Annotated in this window: 14 protein-coding genes; 7 read left to right on the forward strand and 7 right to left on the reverse strand. The window is 45.6% G+C overall.

Features of this window, described 5'->3' with window-relative positions; all coding sequences use genetic code 11:
* Positions 1-11: 11 nt before the first annotated feature.
* The 3 genes from IPL34_RS04895 to IPL34_RS04905 are packed head-to-tail and all read left to right on the forward strand — an operon-like array spanning position 12 to position 4,709.
* Positions 12-1,082, forward strand: a complete 1,071-nt coding sequence (locus IPL34_RS04895; protein WP_296838570.1) for an XRE family transcriptional regulator — start codon at positions 12-14, stop codon at positions 1,080-1,082.
* Positions 1,063-1,557, forward strand: coding sequence for a PIN domain-containing protein (locus IPL34_RS04900; RefSeq protein ID WP_296838573.1), 495 nt, complete (start codon positions 1,063-1,065; stop codon positions 1,555-1,557). The genes IPL34_RS04895 and IPL34_RS04900 overlap by 20 nt, the downstream gene beginning before the upstream one ends.
* A complete protein-coding gene (locus tag IPL34_RS04905) occupies positions 1,554-4,709 on the forward strand; it encodes a BPTD_3080 family restriction endonuclease (protein ID WP_296838576.1) in 3,156 nt (1,051 codons plus the stop codon). The genes IPL34_RS04900 and IPL34_RS04905 overlap by 4 nt, the downstream gene beginning before the upstream one ends.
* Positions 4,710-4,717: 8 nt before the next feature.
* Here IPL34_RS04905 and msrA read toward each other — a convergent pair whose 3' ends face one another.
* Positions 4,718-5,356, reverse strand: a complete 639-nt coding sequence (msrA, locus tag IPL34_RS04910; protein ID WP_296838577.1) for a peptide-methionine (S)-S-oxide reductase MsrA — start codon at positions 5,354-5,356, stop codon at positions 4,718-4,720.
* 143 nt (positions 5,357-5,499) lie between these two features.
* On the opposite strand from msrA, the gene speA reads away from it, so the two are divergent.
* Genes speA through IPL34_RS04930 form a run of 4 tightly spaced genes read left to right on the forward strand, consistent with a single transcriptional unit; the run spans position 5,500 to position 8,947 of the window.
* Positions 5,500-7,389, forward strand: coding sequence for a biosynthetic arginine decarboxylase (gene speA / locus IPL34_RS04915; protein ID WP_296838580.1), 1,890 nt, complete (start codon positions 5,500-5,502; stop codon positions 7,387-7,389).
* A gap of 24 nt (positions 7,390-7,413) precedes the next feature.
* Positions 7,414-8,097, forward strand: a complete 684-nt coding sequence (locus IPL34_RS04920) for a hypothetical protein (protein ID WP_296838582.1) — start codon at positions 7,414-7,416, stop codon at positions 8,095-8,097.
* A gap of 9 nt (positions 8,098-8,106) precedes the next feature.
* Positions 8,107-8,361, forward strand: coding sequence for a YcgL domain-containing protein (locus IPL34_RS04925; RefSeq protein ID WP_296838584.1), 255 nt, complete (start codon positions 8,107-8,109; stop codon positions 8,359-8,361).
* Between the two features lie 43 nt (positions 8,362-8,404).
* Positions 8,405-8,947, forward strand: coding sequence for a gamma carbonic anhydrase family protein (locus IPL34_RS04930; protein WP_296838587.1), 543 nt, complete (start codon positions 8,405-8,407; stop codon positions 8,945-8,947).
* Positions 8,948-8,951: 4 nt separating this feature from the next.
* On the opposite strand, the gene IPL34_RS04935 is transcribed toward IPL34_RS04930, so the two are convergent.
* The 6 genes from IPL34_RS04935 to dnaN all read right to left on the reverse strand — a co-directional run bounded on the left by IPL34_RS04935 (position 8,952) and on the right by dnaN (position 17,315).
* Positions 8,952-9,845: a hypothetical protein gene (locus IPL34_RS04935; protein WP_296838590.1), complete on the reverse strand. Its 894-nt coding sequence runs from the start codon at positions 9,843-9,845 to the stop codon at positions 8,952-8,954.
* A gap of 215 nt (positions 9,846-10,060) precedes the next feature.
* Positions 10,061-10,522, reverse strand: a complete 462-nt coding sequence (locus IPL34_RS04940) for a hypothetical protein (RefSeq protein ID WP_296838593.1) — start codon at positions 10,520-10,522, stop codon at positions 10,061-10,063.
* Positions 10,522-12,552 (reverse strand): M3 family metallopeptidase, encoded by a 2,031-nt coding sequence (locus IPL34_RS04945; RefSeq protein ID WP_296838596.1) that lies wholly within the window; start codon positions 12,550-12,552, stop codon positions 10,522-10,524. The genes IPL34_RS04940 and IPL34_RS04945 overlap by 1 nt, the downstream gene beginning before the upstream one ends.
* Before the next feature lie 80 nt (positions 12,553-12,632).
* The gene (gene gyrB / locus IPL34_RS04950; protein ID WP_296838599.1) at positions 12,633-15,050 is read right to left on the reverse strand and encodes a DNA topoisomerase (ATP-hydrolyzing) subunit B; all 2,418 of its coding nucleotides are present in this window, start codon (positions 15,048-15,050) and stop codon (positions 12,633-12,635) included.
* Between the two features lie 14 nt (positions 15,051-15,064).
* Positions 15,065-16,195 carry a DNA replication/repair protein RecF gene (recF, locus tag IPL34_RS04955; RefSeq protein WP_296838603.1) on the reverse strand — a complete coding sequence of 377 codons (1,131 nt, stop codon included), beginning with the start codon at positions 16,193-16,195 and terminating at the stop codon, positions 15,065-15,067.
* A gap of 16 nt (positions 16,196-16,211) precedes the next feature.
* Positions 16,212-17,315: a DNA polymerase III subunit beta gene (dnaN, locus tag IPL34_RS04960; protein WP_296838606.1), complete on the reverse strand. Its 1,104-nt coding sequence runs from the start codon at positions 17,313-17,315 to the stop codon at positions 16,212-16,214.
* Between the last annotated feature and the right edge of the window lie 93 nt (positions 17,316-17,408).

The raw sequence follows: 17,408 nt of genomic DNA on the forward strand, positions 1-17,408 counted from the left end.
TGGAGGCTGCCATGTACCCTGAACGTCTAAAACGCGCCCGCGAAGCCGCCGGGCTATCGCTGCGTGCGCTCGCGGAACAAGTGGGCGTTTCCCATGCTGCCATTAAAAAATACGAAGATGGTACCAACACCCCAGACTCTAGCCAATTGATTAAATTGGCAAAAGCTTTAGGAGTACGTGGGGAGTATTTCTTTCGCCCATTTACTGTCCAGCTTGAGACCGAGGTGGAATACCGCAAGCGTGCTAATACACCAGAAAAGTTGCTCAAACGGATTCACGCCGATGTCGAAGAGCAAGCAGAACGCTGGAAGGAATTAGCTAACCTTTACCCGCAGTTTCCCGTGAAACCATTTGCTGTACCCGTGGATGTGCCTGTGATGGTGCAAACACTGGATGAAGTGGAGCAAGTTGCCGCTAAAGTACGTGAGTGCTGGAAACTCGGCGAAGACCCGATTAATGAGCTAGTCGATGTGTTGGAAGAACACGGTATTTTGGTGATTTTTACGGACTTAGATGCTGATAGTAAATTCGACGGTTTAACCGCAACGATTGAAGCACAACCTGTCATCGTCGTAGCGCAACACTGGGCGGGAGATCGGCAACGTTTTACCTTGGCACATGAGCTAGGTCATTTAATGCTGCATGGACGGTTAGCCGAAGACATAGAGGAAGAAAAAGCCTGTAACCGCTTTGCTGGTGCTTTCCTATTGCCCGCAACGGCTATCCAACGGCAATTGGGGCAACAACGCCGTATGATTGAATGGCAAGAACTTTATATGCTCAAGCACGAGTTTGGTTTGAGTATGGCTGCTTGCTTATATCGTGCTGCGGATACGCGCATCATTTCCTCTGAGGTGATGAAAAGCCTGTACCAACAATTTGCAGTTCGCGGGTGGCGCAAACAAGAACCAAAAGCCCCCTACCCACAAGAACAAACCTTGTTGTTTAAACAATTGGTTTATCGCGCCTTAGCAGAAGGTTGGATAGGAGAGTCAAAAGCGGCTGAATTGTTGGGTATTCCGCTTTCCCGTTTCCACAGTGAACGCAAACTGGAAGGTGCGGATGCAGCTACTCATCAGTGATGCCAATATCCTTATCGACATGGAGGAAGGGCAGTTACTAGCACTAATGTTTAGACTGCCTTTCGAGTTTCGAGTACCAGATTTACTGTTTTTTGATGAACTAGAAGAGCAGCACGCACATTGGCTGGATTATGGCTTGCAATTAGGTACGCTGAGTGGAGAAAGTGTTAGGCGTGTCTCGCAACTCACCCGCAAGTATCCAAAACCTAGCCGCAACGATTGCATGGCTCTGGTGTTGGCTCAACAGGAAAAATGCCCCCTACTCACAGGTGACCGAGATTTACGCCAAGCCGCTGAGCTTGAGGGCATTATGGTGCAGGGCAGTATCTGGCTGGTAGAGCAATTAGTGACACACCGTATCATTAGCCTTGATACTGCCCGACAGAGCTACCAACGCATGGAGCGTAATGGGCGTCGACTCCCTTGGAAGCTAGCTTACCAACGCTTGGATGCTTTACAGGATGAACTTTCATGACCACTGATACCACCGTCGAAAACCCCATCATCAACTCCCCATTTGTCGAGCCACAATGCTATTGGGACATCAAGAAAGGCGAACAACCCAAAACGGTAGCGGGCAGACGTGCAGCCTATTACTACTACCGTGTGCCGGATAGTGCCAAACGCGGTCGCAAAAACAAAGATCAATTGAGCCTTGAGGGTGACTTGGGCGTAGGTCAGAAAGAAGAACTGCACATCGCCAATTGGTTGCGTAAACGGGTCAAAGAATGGCGTAACGGCTCACTGACAGGCATTCCGTATGATGGCGCATCCGACATTACCAAAGAACTCCTGCGCTTGTGGAAAGCCGACGAAGGGCGTTACCAGCGTTTATTCTTCGCCCAGGTGGAAGCCGCTGAAACCATCATTTTCCTGACCGAAGCCCACCCGGTTTACCATAAAAGCATGCCACCCATTCCAGTAGACCAGCCGGGAGAAAAAACCAAAGCCGCTGGTTTCAAGTCATTCACGCGCTACGCCTGCAAAATGGCAACCGGTACAGGTAAAACCACCGTCATGGGGATGCTATCGGCATGGACAATCCTGAATCGTGTGGCTTTCCCAACGGACAACCGCTTTACCGATACCATCCTGATTGTTTGCCCCAACGTGACTATCCGCGAACGTCTCAAAGAGCTTGACCCGGCTTTAGGCGATCAAAGCATTTACCGCACCCGCCAACTCGTACCACCGCACCGCATGGAAGCACTGCGCCGAGGGGAAGTGATGGTGACGAACTGGCATAAGCTGGCAAAGAAAGAAACCAACAGCGTCAATGGTGATTCTGCCAAAGTGGTCAAAACCGGCGAAGCGGTTGAAATCACCAAAAACGCGGGCAAAAAGAACGAATCGGTCGAAGTAAAATACCAAGAGTCCGATCAGGCTTGGTTCAAACGCATCAAACAGGAATTAGGGTCTGGAAAAGGACGCTGCCCGTATTGGCTGGTTTTTAATGATGAAGCCCATCACGCCTACCGTCGTGGTGATGCCAGCGATAATGAGGACGAAGCCATTACACTGGATGAAACCGCCAGTGAAGACCGTTCAACTTTGGCGAAAAAGAATGACAAAGAAGCCACCATCTGGATTGAAGGCTTAGACCGCATCAACCGCATGGCAGGCAAAAATAAACAGGCAGGTGCAAGAGGTGACAGGGGCATTAACCTCTGTGTGGATTTATCAGCCACGCCGTTTTATATCCAAGGTTCGGGTAACGAAGTCGGTAAGCCGTTCCCGTGGGTCGTGTCCGATTTCGGCTTGCTGGATGCGATTGAATCCGGTTTGGTGAAAATCCCGCAATTACCCAGCCGTGACATTTCCGGCAATGAAGAAGCCAACTATTTCAATATCTGGCGTTGGATGGAAGAACAGGCGTTGAAAGATGGCATTGCCAAATCCGCCAAAGATTTAACCCCTGAAGTGGTGTTGCGCTACGCCTCCACCCCGATTCTGATACAAGCCAGCGATTGGCATCAGCGTTTCCAGAAATGGATGGAAACCGAAAAAGCCGAACTGCACCCCGTTCCCCCCGTCTTCATTATCGTCTGCCGGGATACCAAATTAGCGGCTGAAGTGTACGAATGGCTTGCCAACGATAAGGGTAGCTATGGCACATCCCCCGACTATTTCCGCAACCATCCGGGTGAAGAAAAAACCGTGCGCATAGATTCCAAAGTCATGGAAGATATGGAAGAAGGCACGGGTACGGATGAGGTCAAACGCCTGCGCTTCATCCTCGATACCGTCGGCAAAAAGACGTGGGCAGGCGGTAAAGTACCCGAAGAATATGCCGAGATTGTGCGCAAGAATAACGAAAAAGCCGCCAGTGATGACAATGACGGCACTTACACTTTTATGGACGACAAAGTACCGCCGGGGCGTGATATTCGCTGCATCATTTCCGTGGCGATGCTGGCAGAAGGTTGGGATGCCAATACCGTTACCCATATCGTCGGTTTGCGCCCCTTCGGTTCACAATTATTGTGTGAACAGGTGGTCGGTCGTGCCTTGCGCCGCCGTTATTACACACTGGAAGACGGCACAGACCGCTTCGGGGAAGAATCCGCCCGTGTGTTTGGCGTACCGTTTGAATTGATCCCGCTGAAAGTCTCCCAACCGGGGACAAGCCCACCGAAACCTGACCCTACCCACATTTTCAGCGTACCGGAAAAGCAACGCTATCAAATCACCTTCCCGATGGTATCCGGTTATTTCACGCTGGAAGCATCAGCGGTGAGCGTGGATTACGCCCGTATCCAACAAATCACCCTTGACCCGACAGAAATCAATGACAGTGTGGAACTCACTTCCATGACCGTGCCAGAAGGTCATTTAGCGGTGTATGGGCCGGGTGAAAAGCCTGTACTGACCTTGGCGGATTGGCGCAAACAGTTTGGGCGTGACCAGATGGTAGCATTCAAAATTGCCAGCAAGGTTTGCCAACACTGGCAAAAGGAGCGGGTGCAATCAGTCAATGATGCTGCCGCCCAAGCCACGCTCCAAGACCTATTCCCACAAGTGCTATTAGCCACCAAACGCTTGTTGCAAGACCGGGAAAAGCTCATTTGCAAAGGCACAACCCAACCTTGTGATGTGTTGCTGGCGGGTAAATATCAAATGTCGGTCGTGGATGCTTTGTATCAAGCCATTGCCTTTGGCGACGCGGCTAACCACGAACTGCCACGCATTCCCAAAGGTGAGGCAGGCAGAGGCTCTACCGAACACGTTGATTTTCACACCTACAAGCCGACCTATGCCGCCAACAAATGCCATATCAATTTGTTGGTAGCCGATACCAAACAATGGGAACAAAGCACCGGGTTTGCGCTTGATACCCATGCATGCGTGGTGAAATGGGTCAAGAATGAACACCTGAATTTTGTCATTCCCTACCGCAAAGAAGGCATACCCGCACGTTACCTTCCTGATTTCATCGCCGTATTGGATAACGGTTTGAATCTGATACTCGAAACCAAAGGACGTTATCTGGATGATGCCGACCGCAAAGCCAAAGCTGCGCAAAGGTGGGTAGATGCGGTGAACCGAACGCAGCAATACGGACAATGGGCTTATATCGTGGTACGTGATCCGACCGAGTTATATAATGTATTGCCTTCATATTGCTAGGTTTTGGCTCATGAGTCTACACAACGCACGCCAGTACCCCGCAAGCCACAATAGCCATGCGGATTTTTGGCTAAATACTGCTGATGATACTCTTCGGCATAATAAAATTCGGGCGCATCAACCATTTCGGTCGTCACTTTGCCAAAGCCTGCTTTGTCTAAAGCTGCTTGATAAGCTTTGAGGCTAGCCTCAGCTTCCACCCGTTGTTCAGGTGAGTAGACATAAATCCCAGAACGATATTGAGTGCCTACATCATTGCCTTGACGCATCCCTTGGGTTGGGTCATGCGACTCCCAAAAGACTTTCAATAAGGTTTGAAACTCAATCTGCGCGGGATCAAATACGACTAATACCACTTCATTGTGTCCGGTCAAACCAGAGCACACTTCTTCATACGTAGGATTAGGGGTATAGCCTCCTGCATAACCCGCCGCCGTGGTATAAACCCCTGCTTGTTGCCAAAACTTACGCTCTACCCCCCAAAAACACCCCATACCAAATACCGCTTGTTGCATAGTAGCGGGAAACGGCGGTTTTAAAGGATGACCATTGACATAATGCCGATTGCTAATAGGCATAGGCGTATTACGTCCGGGAAGCGCATTGTCAGGAGCAGGCATTTCAGCCTTTTTAAACATTCGGAACATACCTCACCTAATGAATCAGTGTTGGGAATAAGACTATTGTTAAGATCGTATAACACTAAAACCTAATAATGACATAAACACTTCTCAGTCTGGCAGAATGCCGTTATTCTTGCGGCTATCTTTGGCATAGGCAAACCAACATCATGACAACTTGGAATCTAGAAGCCGCACGGCGCTTATATGGTATTCAACACTGGGGCAATGGCTACTTTGACATTAATGAAGCAGGTCATGTCATGATGCAACTGCCTAACCAACCCGAACGCTTTGTTGATGTTTATCGATTAGCCACTCAATTAAAAGCCGATGGTTTACGCTGGCCAGTACTAATTCGTTTTACTGATATTGTGCATGACCGTGTGCAACGTCTGCAAAAAGCTTTCAATCAAGCCATTGCCAGTACGGGACAAAATAGTCGTTATACCGCCATTTACCCCATTAAAGTGAATCAACAACAAAGTGTAGTGAGCCATATTCTCGCAGGAGGGGGAGAACAAGTCGGTTTAGAGGCAGGCAGTAAACCAGAGCTAGTCGCCGTTTTAGGCAGTGCTCCCAGCGGAAGTACCATTATTTGTAATGGCTATAAAGACCGCGAATATTTACGCTTAGCCCTGATTGGTCGACAAATGGGACATCGCATTTTCATCGTGGTGGAAAAGCCCTCTGAATTAACTGAAACCTTAGAAGAATCTGCCAAACTAGGTATCGAACCCCTATTTGGTGTCAGAGTGCGCCTATATTCGCTTGGCAAAGGTAAATGGCAAAATACCGGCGGTGAAAAATCCAAGTTTGGTTTATCGGCTGCCCAAGCACTGCATATGCTGGAGGTATTAAAGCAGGCGAATAAGCTTGAGTGCTTGCAGTTACTGCATTTTCATATGGGTTCGCAAATTGCCAATATCCGCGATATTCAAAGCGGCATGTTAGAAGCTAGCCACTACTTTGCCGAACTTAACCGTTTGGGTGCACCGATTAGAGTCGTGGATGTCGGGGGCGGTTTAGGAGTGGACTATGAAGGTTCACGTTCACGCAGCGAGTGCTCGATTAATTACACTATGCAGGAATACGCTAATACTATTGTGCGCAGTGTGCATAGTGTGTGTGTGGAATACGATTTACCACTACCTGATTTTATTACCGAGGCGGGTCGCGCAATGACAGCCCATCATGCGGTATTAATTACCAATGTCATCGATACTGACCCCGAACAGCCAGAGAGCGCACCGCGTGTTATTGAACCGGAAGTCGATGCGCCTTTAGTATTGCATAATATCTATCGTCTCTATGAGCAGCTACATCACATTCCCGCTTCAGAAATTTATCATGATGCCGAGTTCTTAATAGGTGAAGTGCACGCGCTCTATGCACGGGGTGTCATTCATTTGCGCCAACGTGCTCAAGCCGAAGAAACCTATCGTGCTATTGGCTTAGCATTGCTACATGACCCAAACTTAAGAAGCGGTTTATCAGCCAGTATTGATAGCGCCTTACAAGAAAAGTTAGCTAATAAATACTTCTGTAACTTCTCTCTATTTCAATCTATGCCGGATGCTTGGGCGATTAAGCAGTTATTCCCCATTATGCCTTTGCATCGTTTACAAGAAGCTCCAAGCAGACGGGCTGTATTGCAAGATTTAACCTGTGATTCAGATGGTGCAGTACACACTTATGTAGAAAATGGTCAATTGACTAGCACACTAGCGGTGCATGAATTATCGGATACGGAGCCTTACCTACTAGGTATCTTTATGGTGGGGGCGTATCAAGAAATTTTAGGGGATTTGCATAATTTATTCGGCGATACCGACTCTATCAACGTAGAATTATTAAGTAAGGGTGAATACCGCCTACAAGAACCGGAAAGTGGTGACACGATTGCTGAATTATTAGGTATGGTTCATTTTGAGCCTAAGGACTTGCTGGCACAATGTCGCAAAAAACTCGCAGCAACGGTTAATGATCCCGAACAGCTCAAAGCCTTGCAACGTGAGATTGAGGCGAGTCTCACCGATTATACTTATTTGGAAGATTAAAACGATAACAAGAGGGTTATGTCCATGGAATATGCACTGTTGATTGCCTTAGCCTTAGGAGCCTTACTCATAGTGCTAGCTTGGCTCATGGTCACCATTGCTGGATTTCGTCATCACTTCATTACGGGAATCGTTGCGCTGATACCCGTGCTTAATTTACTCATTTTGCCTACTATTTGGCATCGAGCGCGGGCTTGGTTTTTTACCGGCTTAGTGGGTGTCATTCTAACAGTAGGGGCTTGGATTGGCGGAGCTAATACACACGCAGGGCAGCATTTGCCAAAACTGTTAGGTAGTAACCCTTTTGCCAGTAAAACGACTAGCTCGCCCTCGACAGATACCGAGCCTCCTCAAACGGTGACACAAACCGTGAATATGTCCTTACCTATTGCGCCGGTTGAATCCGCTAAAACTACCAGTAGTACTACTGCTAAACCGAATCCCGCGCCAATGGGTGCTAGTGCTCAACATGAGTTACCTAGTAATGCCTTGTATCAAATGAGCTTTCAACCCATTGAACTCACTTCAGCTAATCAGTATATCGCTCAATCTGTGCGTATTATGCGCAGTGATCAAAAACGGGTTGAGGGGCGCTTAGTCGGGGTTGCTGATAAAATGCTGCGTATTGAGCAAAATATTAATGGGCAGCTCCAAACCCAAGAGCTAGAGACTAAATACATTCAAGCTATTGAAGTACTTAAATATTAAGGTGTCATAATGCAGTGCTATATTTATCGCAGCGAACGCAAAAAGGGAGCGTATTTGTTTCTCGTGGAACGTGATGATTTTAATCGTGTTCCAGAAGGGTTAATGCGTTTATTTGGTACTGCACACTTCTCATTTGAGTTTGAACTCCATCCAGACAAACCTTTAGCTCAAGGCAGTAGTGCTGAAGTGATACGCCATCTGAGCGAGCATGGTTTTTACTTACAATTACCTCCTAATGAATTGACTGATGCACGGGTGCATTGAGTGCTATAGCAACCCTTAAAACCCTTAAGCCTAGGAAACTGATATGACCCTACAACGTTTTGAACAGCATCTGCCTAGTATTGATCCTAGCGCTTATATCGACCCTAGTGCTTATGTGAGTGGTCAAACGACGATTGGAGCAGATAGTTCAGTCTGGCCGATGACAGTGATTCGCGGCGATATTAATGTGATTACTATTGGTGCGCGTACCAATGTGCAAGATGGTTCGGTGTTGCATGTCACTCATGGCAGTGCGTTTAGTCGTATGGAGGGTTTTGCTCTTACGATTGGTGATGAGGTTACGATTGGTCATCGCGTGATTTTACATGGTTGTACTATTGGCAATCGCTGCCTGATTGGGATGGGGGCGATTGTCATGGATAATGTTGTGATTGAAGATGAGGTGATGATCGGTGCAGGCAGTTTAGTCCCCCCCGGCAAAGTCTTGGAGGGAGGGTATTTATGGAAAGGCAACCCCGTACAAAAAGCACGCCCTTTAACCGAACAAGAACGTGCTTTTTTGAAGTACTCAGCCGAGCATTATAGCAAGCTAGCTAAACGTACTTTAGCCTCTCAAACCAGTTAACTCCCTAATCCATAGAGACTTGTACATCATTAGTCGCACCACTGCCGACCCAAAATTCGCGGGAACGTACAATATTTTCTGATTTTGCCACGGCCTCATAGTGTCCGGGCGGCATAGTTACCGCTTGAACATGGCGATTATATTCACCCACTTCGCGCCGCTGTCCATTTTCAATCCGGTAAATACTCCAAGTCGTCGGTCTAAACAACGGTGCGTTATCACGCGTAGCAATTAAGTTAACGCGCCCAGCGGGAATAAATAGCTCAGACACCACTTGGCTGCCTTTATTTACTCTGACACGCTCTGCACGATGTAGCCCCTTTAAACTGGCATCCACTTTGTATAAGCCCGTACCTACTATAATGCTAATGCTGGAGCGCTCCGAAAAACGAATAGGTTCTCCCTTTTCAAGCGGCTCAATGCTCCATACCACAGGTTCATTCGCCTTAGCCACAATACGCCCAACATCAGCCATAAAGCGCTCTTCTTGCTGATGCTCATGATCAACTTTAATAGTTTTAGTAGAGCGATAAGCACCAATAGTCAACACTACTTTGTATAAACCCTGCGGCAAATTAAAGCGCTGTGACACCCCTTGCAAGGTATAGACTTTGCCGCGCGTATTGCCGTCTAAAGCGGTAATAGTCCATGCGATACGCTCACCAGCTAAACTCAAATTAGCTGGAGTGACTGCGGTGAGCACAATATTAGCTTGGGCATTCGTTACACTATTCATAGCGATAGTTTCGTAACTCAAGGGGGGGATGTAGTTCGGAATGCTGGGAGTAGACTCTATATAATCCATAACCCAATTAGCCGCTAAACTATACGAAGCGACACCTAAACCTGTTGCAAGTGCTGTTGTCATCAGACAATAAGAATTATTTTTGATCATCATAGCAATCCTTGCCTAAAAGGGCTGCTAAAACACAAAAATAGACTGTTATAACTCATAATGTTGTAGCAAACCCAAGCCGAGTAAACCTGGTTACTATCCATCGAGTAGCCATTACTTTAATCAAAGCACAAGGAAACCGTCCCAGAGAGGGGACATAAGATGAAAGGCAGTATTATTAGGTCAAATGGTGATAATACAACGCAAACACTGCTCTTTTATTCGGTGTGAGTTTGCATAAAAAACTCAGCTCGTTCCACGCTTGAGCGAGGTGGTAATAAAAGAGTCACTTTCCACTGCATATCATGCTCTTGGCAACTAGGTATTTGCAGTGTACCAGTATATTCATCGTTATTAGCGCTAGGCTTTAACCAAGCTCGCTGCATACCCATGTACATATTCAAGCCCTCTAATACGACCTGAATTTGCTCAGGTTTAGCTACAAAGCCCTGCAATTGGGCTTCAATCTGTATCGGCTTTAAAATCGGTACGGGTCTAGGGGTGAGCTGTAAACTAATGCTCTGACCTTGAGCAGAGAGAGCTTTGCACTCTCCCTGATTCAAATCGCACTTTAATGCCTGTATAGAAGCAACACTAGCTGAAGGAGTAAACCACCAACCCGCCACTACTGCTATGACCAATACTAAGGCAGCTAAACTTATTAAATAACGTTTATTCATCACGCCGCTTGTTCTAAACCACTATGACGCAACAATGCATCAATGGAGGGCTTACGTCCACGAAACGCGATAAAGGACTCCATAGCCGGACGTGATCCTCCGACCTCTAGTATTTCACGCTTAAAGGCTTCACCGACTGCGGGATTAAATAAACCCTCTTCCTCAAAACGTGCAAACGCATCTGCTGATAAGACCTCTGCCCACTTGTAACTGTAATACCCAGCGGCATAGCCACCCGCAAAAATATGGGTAAAACTATTCGGCATACGGTTATAAGCGGGATATTTGACTACGGCTACTTCAGAACGCACTTGCTTGAGTAGTTCATAAATACGACCGTCTTGTGCAGCATTGAGATCGGTATGCAGTTTTAAATCAAATAGCGCGAACTCTAATTGGCGCACCATCATCATGGCGGATTGGAAGTGACGTGCAGCTAGCATCTTTTGCAAAAGCGCTTCTGGCAATTTTTCGCCTGTTTGCCAATGTCCGGTCATGAGATCTAGGGTTTCACGTTCCCAGCACCAATTTTCCATAAACTGGCTAGGTAACTCGACCGCATCCCATTCCACTCCATTAATGCCCGCAATTTCAGGATAGTCGACTTTGGTAAGCATATGGTGCAAACCATGACCAAACTCGTGGAATAAGGTCACTACCTCATCATGAGTAAATAATGCAGGCTTTTCACCCACCGGAGGCGCACTATTACACACCATAAAGGCTACAGGAATTTGCACCCCGTCATCACGTTTAAAGCGTCCACAGAGTGAGTCCATCCATGCCCCACCGCGCTTATGTTGACGAGCATAAAGATCGATATAACACGCAGCTTGCAGTTCATGTTGGGCATTATAAACATGATAAAAACGCACATCAGGATGCCAAACGTTTACATCCTTTTGTTGTTCAAAACGCACTTGGTATAAACGCCCTAATAACTCAAATAAACCCTGTAGCACTTTATCAACGGGGAAATAAGGTTTTAAATCTTCATCATTGAATGCGTAATTCGCTTCACGAATTTTCTCACTGATATAAGGCACATCCCACGCTTGAACCTCATCGATACCTAAGGTCTTAGCAAAACTTTGCACCTCAGCAAATTCTTTTTCCGCAAACGGTTTAGAGCGCTTAGCTAAGTCCTCTAAAAAGGCAATCACTGCCTCAGGGCTATCCGCCATCTTAGTAGCGAGCGAGAGTTCCGCAAAATTGTTGTAACCCAGTAATTCAGCTTCTTCTTGACGCAACTTTAAAATTTGCTGCATGAGCTGGCTATTATCAAACTGAGTATTAGCGGCTTGATCAGAAGCGCGTGTTGAATAGGCCTTATACATTTCAGCGCGTAATGCACGATTATCAGAATAGGTAATCACTGCACTATAAGACGGAAAATCGAGGGTAAATACCCAACCGTCTAGATTGCGCTGCTTAGCCATTTGCTCAGCCATTTCTAAAGCGGAATCTGGCAAGCCTACTAACTCCGACTGATCAGTAATGTGCTTAAACCACGCTTGGGTGGCATCCAGTACATTGTCAGAAAACTTAGAAGTGAGTTGAGATAGTTCTTGCGAAATTTCTCGATAGCGTTGTTTTTGCTCATCGGGTAAGGCTACACCGCTCAATTTGAATGACAGCAAACTATCATCAAGACTTTTCTTTTGGGCATTATCCAAACTGGTATCATTAGCGCGAATAGCTTGAATCGCCTCAAAAAACGCTTTGTTTTGTCCCATCTCAGTATGGTAATCACTGAGCTTGCCTAGATTAGCGTTATAGGCTTCGCGTAGTGCCTCAGTATTGGCTACACCATTCAAATGTCCTACTACTGACCAACCCTTCTCTAACTGGTTATTCGCTTCATTCAAAGGTCGAATCAAATTGTTCCATGTGAAACGTTCTTGCTTTAAACAAGCATCAAGCACTTGGCGACCGGTTGCTAAACACTCATCTACTAAAGGGGTTACGTGCTCCGCTTGCACGGACGTAAATTCAGGTAGAGTGGGAATATTGAGTAATGGATTGGTCATAAGTTACCCCAAAATAAAAAGCGAGTATCCACAATATAAGGACAAGCCTACTCGCTTCAATGTTTCACATGAAACGTCTGTTAAACGTCGAGGTTAGATACTGCTAAAGCATTGCTTTCAATAAATTCGCGGCGTGGCTCTACTTGATCGCCCATCAACGTGGTAAAGATCTCGTCGGCAGCGATAGCATCTTCAATTCGTACTTGCAATAAGCGCCTTGCTTCTGGATTCATGGTGGTTTCCCAAAGCTGATCGGGATTCATTTCACCTAAACCTTTATAGCGACTAATCGCTAAACCGCGACTTGCTTCGTGAGTTAACCAACTCACGACTTGATCAAAACGCGTTACAGCTTGTTTACGTTCACCCCGTTGAATCATTGCGCCTTCGCCTAATAAACCGTCTAATTCGCGGTTAGTGCGTAATAGCAATTTGACTTCAGGCATTTGGAAAAAGTCTTGATCGAGCTGCACTGGATGATCTAAACCATGCTGATAGACTTTGACTTCTACTGACCAGCTTTCGTCATCAGCTTTATTGAGCTGACTGGTATAAGTCCGCTCTCCAGTACTATTGCGATTAAGTACCTCAACCGCAGCACTGACCCAAGTACTAAATTGCTCAGCGTGTAAATCAGCATCGGCAACAGGCAACGGTTGGAATAATAACGCCTCCAACAAATCACGATCATAGCGTCGTGCTAAACGATTCATGACTTGGCGAGTAGTGTTGTATTGCTGAATCAAAGTACCCAAAGTACTCGCATTAATGGCGGGAGTATCAGCACTTAAGAACAATTGCGCCTCGTCCAACGCCAATTGAGTTAGATATAACTCCATTTCAGCTTGATCCTTCACATATTGCTCTTGCTTACCCCGTTTAACTTTGTAAAGGGGCGGTTGTGCAATGTAGATATGACCACGCTCAATTAATTCAGGCATTTGACGATAAAAGAAGGTTAGCAACAAGGTGCGAATATGCGAACCATCCACATCCGCATCCGTCATGATCACAATACGGTGATAACGTAATTTATCAGGCTGATATTCATCTTTGCCAATACCACAACCTAACGCAGTAATCAAAGTACCTACTTCAGCCGAGCCTAACATTTTATCAAAGCGGGCTTTTTCGACGTTTAGAATTTTACCCTTGAGAGGCAAAATGGCTTGAGTACGACGATCACGACCTTGCTTAGCCGAGCCACCTGCGGAGTCCCCTTCGACTAGGAATAGTTCAGAATTAGCAGGGTCTTTTTCTTGGCAATCGGCCAATTTTCCGGGTAAGCCCGCAATATCCAAAGCCCCTTTGCGGCGCGTCATTTCACGAGCTTTGCGGGCGGCTTCACGGGCTTGAGCGGCTTCAATGATTTTACCAACGATGATTTTGGCTTCAGCAGGATTTTCTAATAAAAAGTCCTGTAAACGCTCCATCATCGCCGATTCAACCGCATTTTTTACCTCAGACGAAACCAATTTATCTTTGGTCTGGGAGGAAAATTTGGGGTCAGGTACTTTCACTGAAAGTACTGCGGTTAAACCCTCACGAGAATCATCGCCCGTCGGTTGGATTTTCTCTTTTTTAGCCAAGCCTGAGCTTTCGATATATTGATTGAGAGTGCGGGTTAACGCTGATCTAAAACCGGATAAATGCGTACCACCATCACGTTGAGGAATGTTATTAGTAAAACAGAAAATATTCTCTTGGTAAGAATCATTCCATTGTAGCGCAACCTCTACACCAATCCCGTCTTTTTGCCCTTCAAAATAGATAGTAGTGGGATGCAATGCGGTTTTTTTACGATTTAAATGATCCACAAAGGCTTTAATACCGCCCTTGTATTCAAAAATATCCTCACGCCCTTCGCCTCGGCGGTCAATCAAATGAATCTTTACACCCGAGTTGAGAAACGAAAGCTCACGCAAGCGCTTAGCCAAGATTTCATATTGAAATTCGGTTTGAGTGAAAATTTCAGAACTGGGTTTAAAGCGTACTGAAGTGCCTGTGCCTGTCGTTTGATCAATCGCCTCTAAGGGAGCTTGAGGAACACCTAGATGGTAAATTTGACGATGCAATTGACCATTACGCCGAATCGTAAGCTCTAGCTCTTCAGACAATGCATTGACAACAGAAACGCCTACACCATGTAAACCGCCGGAGATTTTATAAGAATTATCATCAAACTTACCTCCTGCATGCAGGATAGTCATAATCACTTCAGCCGCTGATACCCCTTCCTCTGGATGAATATCTACTGGAATACCCCGACCATCATCAGTAACTTTCGCCGAGCCATCGCTAAATAGTTCTACTTTGATCTCAGAGCAATGCCCCGCCAGTGCTTCGTCGATGGAGTTATCCACCACCTCAAAGACCATATGGTGCAAACCTGTACCATCATCGGTATCGCCAATATACATCCCTGGGCGTTTACGAACTGCATCTAAACCTTTTAAAACTTTAATACTCGATGCGCCATAATCTTTTTCGTCAGACATAGGGTTTCCTGAAGTCAAAATGTGCTATCTGGCGTAATAACGCCTTGTTGAACAGTAAACAAGTGAGCTGATGTTGCCGCTAAATTCAATAGTGTGGGTAGTCGGGTTCCAGTGATTACGAGTTGTTGTTGAGTGGTTAGCAAGGTTTCATACAAAAGTACTTGATTGGTATCATCTAATTCCGCCGCTAAGTCATCCACCCCAATTAGCCCACGCTCCGGTGCTTGATCGGCTATGGCATAACTTTTAGCCAATAAGAAGGCAATACTTAATAATTTTAACTCGCCCCGTGAGGCGACACGCTCCGCTAATTGACCGGCTAATTGTATGTGCAGATCGACCCGATGCGCACCATACAGACTAAATCCTTGAGCTATTTCTTGCGGCTGCTTGGATTCGAGAAAGTATAGCATTTCTTGCGCTTGGGTAGTATCTAAATACGCAGGAAAGCCAGTTGATAATTTTAGCTCTAAAATGCCCATAGACGCGATTAAATGCTGATAGCGCCCTAACCCTAGCTCTAACCATTTGAGCGCCTCTAAACGCTTTTGGTGAAGGATAGGCACTAATTTCACAAGCTGCTCAGTCCAATACCCCAAAGCATAGCGTTGTGCACTGTCACGCAGACAGGCATTGCGTTGTTGTAACACGCGCTGATATTGCCGCCACAACTCATGAAACTCAGCACTACGATAAAACGCAATCCAATCGACTAAAGCTCTACGTACCGTAGGTCCTCCCGTAATCAAGCTCAACGTCTCAGGATGAATAATGGCAAAAGGCAAGTGGCGCGTTAGCTCGGCTTGTTGTTTAACATCCTGATGATTAATCCGAATATGAGTAGTACGTGGAGTTTTTTGAATACCCAGTGGATAACTTTGTGGATAAGTCTGTGGATAAGTCTGTGAATAACTCTCGGAAGTTAATTTAGCGGCTACTAAAATATGGTTTTTACCTTGTTGAATCACCTCCTGAATACGCGGTGTTCTAAATGAGCGCCCGGTCGATAAAATATGGATCGCTTCTAAAACACTAGACTTGCCCGCAGCATTAGCGCCGCGAATAAAATTCACTTGAGGCGCTAATGCTAAAGTAGCCTGTCGAATCGAGCGGCAATTTTCTATAGTGACTTGTTCTAAGTACACAATACCAACCTAATCGTTATAAACGAATCGGCATTACAACATTGCGAATATTGTCATTATGTGGATCAGTGATTAAGGCACTACTTTCAGGTGAGTTAAAGTTCATATACATAGTATCGCTCTCTAAATGATTCACTGCATCCAATAGATAATTGACATTAAAACCAATACTAAACTCCTCACCTTGATACAAAACGTCAATCTCATCTTGAGCTGATTCTTGCTCAGGATTATTTGATTGTACTTTTAGCTTATTATTCCCTAGCTCTAATCTAACACCACGGAATTTTTCATTTGATAGTATAGCTACCCGTGCTAGAACTTCTTTTAACTCTTTACGGTCAATTTCAACACGAATTTTTCCTTGTGGTGGAACAGCCGCTTGATAATCGGGATAACGTCCGTCCACTAATTTAGTCGTGAAACGTAAATTATCTAATTGTACACGTAAATGGTTACTACTCAGTTGCACTTTGATATTAGTTTGATTATCTGAGCGTAATAATTTAGTTAGCTCTAAAATACTTTTTCGCGGAATAATGGCTTGTACTTTATCACTCACATTAGTGGACATTAAATGTGTATACAGAGATAAGCGATGACCATCAGTCGCTACCGAGCGTACATGACTAGGAATAAGCTCTAAGAGCAAGCCGTTTAAATAATAACGCACATCTTGGTTAGCCATAGCAAAACCAACACTATCGAATAATTGCTTAAAGATATTTTCAGGAATCAAGAACTCATGATTAATTTGAATATCCTCTAAATCAGGAAACTCACTCGCAGGTAAAGCAATTAACTCAAAACGACTACGACCGTAACTGACTTTGGCGCGGGTATCTTGAATATCAAATTCAATCATGCTTTCTGCTGGAAGTGATTTACAAATATCAAATAATTTACGTGCTGGTAGAGTGACCTCTCCCGGTGTGGCATCGATAATCGGTGTACTCATAGCGACTTCTAACTCAAGGTTAGTACCTCGCCAGTGGATAGCACCGTCACGAACTTGAATAAGTACATTTTCCAAGATAGGAGCCGTCTGTTTTTTCTCGATAGCACTGAGTGTTGCTTGGAGTGCTTCAAGTAGGGTTTCGCGTGAGTGTGTGAATTTCATTAATAATACTTTCTTAAATATATATTAGTTAATAATAATAATAGGCAAGCACAAAATCTGTGGATAAGTACTTTAACCTCATGTTTTAGCTAC

The organism is Thiofilum sp., from assembly GCF_016711335.1.
Taxonomy (GTDB): Bacteria; Pseudomonadota; Gammaproteobacteria; order Thiotrichales; family Thiotrichaceae; genus Thiofilum.

Excerpts from the sequence above, each read along its gene's own strand:
- IPL34_RS04895 (WP_296838570.1), top strand. The coding sequence starts at position 12 with ATGTACCCTGAACGTCTAAAACGCGCCCGCGAAGCCGCCGGGCTATCG.
- IPL34_RS04905 (WP_296838576.1), top strand. The coding sequence starts at position 1,554 with ATGACCACTGATACCACCGTCGAAAACCCCATCATCAACTCCCCATTT.
- speA (WP_296838580.1), top strand. The coding sequence starts at position 5,500 with ATGACAACTTGGAATCTAGAAGCCGCACGGCGCTTATATGGTATTCAA.
- IPL34_RS04940 (WP_296838593.1), bottom strand. The coding sequence starts at position 10,522 with ATGAATAAACGTTATTTAATAAGTTTAGCTGCCTTAGTATTGGTCATA.
- gyrB (WP_296838599.1), bottom strand. The coding sequence starts at position 15,050 with ATGTCTGACGAAAAAGATTATGGCGCATCGAGTATTAAAGTTTTAAAA.
- IPL34_RS04945 (WP_296838596.1), bottom strand. The coding sequence starts at position 12,552 with ATGACCAATCCATTACTCAATATTCCCACTCTACCTGAATTTACGTCC.
- IPL34_RS04900 (WP_296838573.1), top strand. The coding sequence starts at position 1,063 with ATGCAGCTACTCATCAGTGATGCCAATATCCTTATCGACATGGAGGAA.
- msrA (WP_296838577.1), bottom strand. The coding sequence starts at position 5,356 with ATGTTCCGAATGTTTAAAAAGGCTGAAATGCCTGCTCCTGACAATGCG.
- IPL34_RS04925 (WP_296838584.1), top strand. The coding sequence starts at position 8,107 with ATGCAGTGCTATATTTATCGCAGCGAACGCAAAAAGGGAGCGTATTTG.
- IPL34_RS04930 (WP_296838587.1), top strand. The coding sequence starts at position 8,405 with ATGACCCTACAACGTTTTGAACAGCATCTGCCTAGTATTGATCCTAGC.
- dnaN (WP_296838606.1), bottom strand. The coding sequence starts at position 17,315 with ATGAAATTCACACACTCACGCGAAACCCTACTTGAAGCACTCCAAGCA.
- IPL34_RS04920 (WP_296838582.1), top strand. The coding sequence starts at position 7,414 with ATGGAATATGCACTGTTGATTGCCTTAGCCTTAGGAGCCTTACTCATA.
- IPL34_RS04935 (WP_296838590.1), bottom strand. The coding sequence starts at position 9,845 with ATGATGATCAAAAATAATTCTTATTGTCTGATGACAACAGCACTTGCA.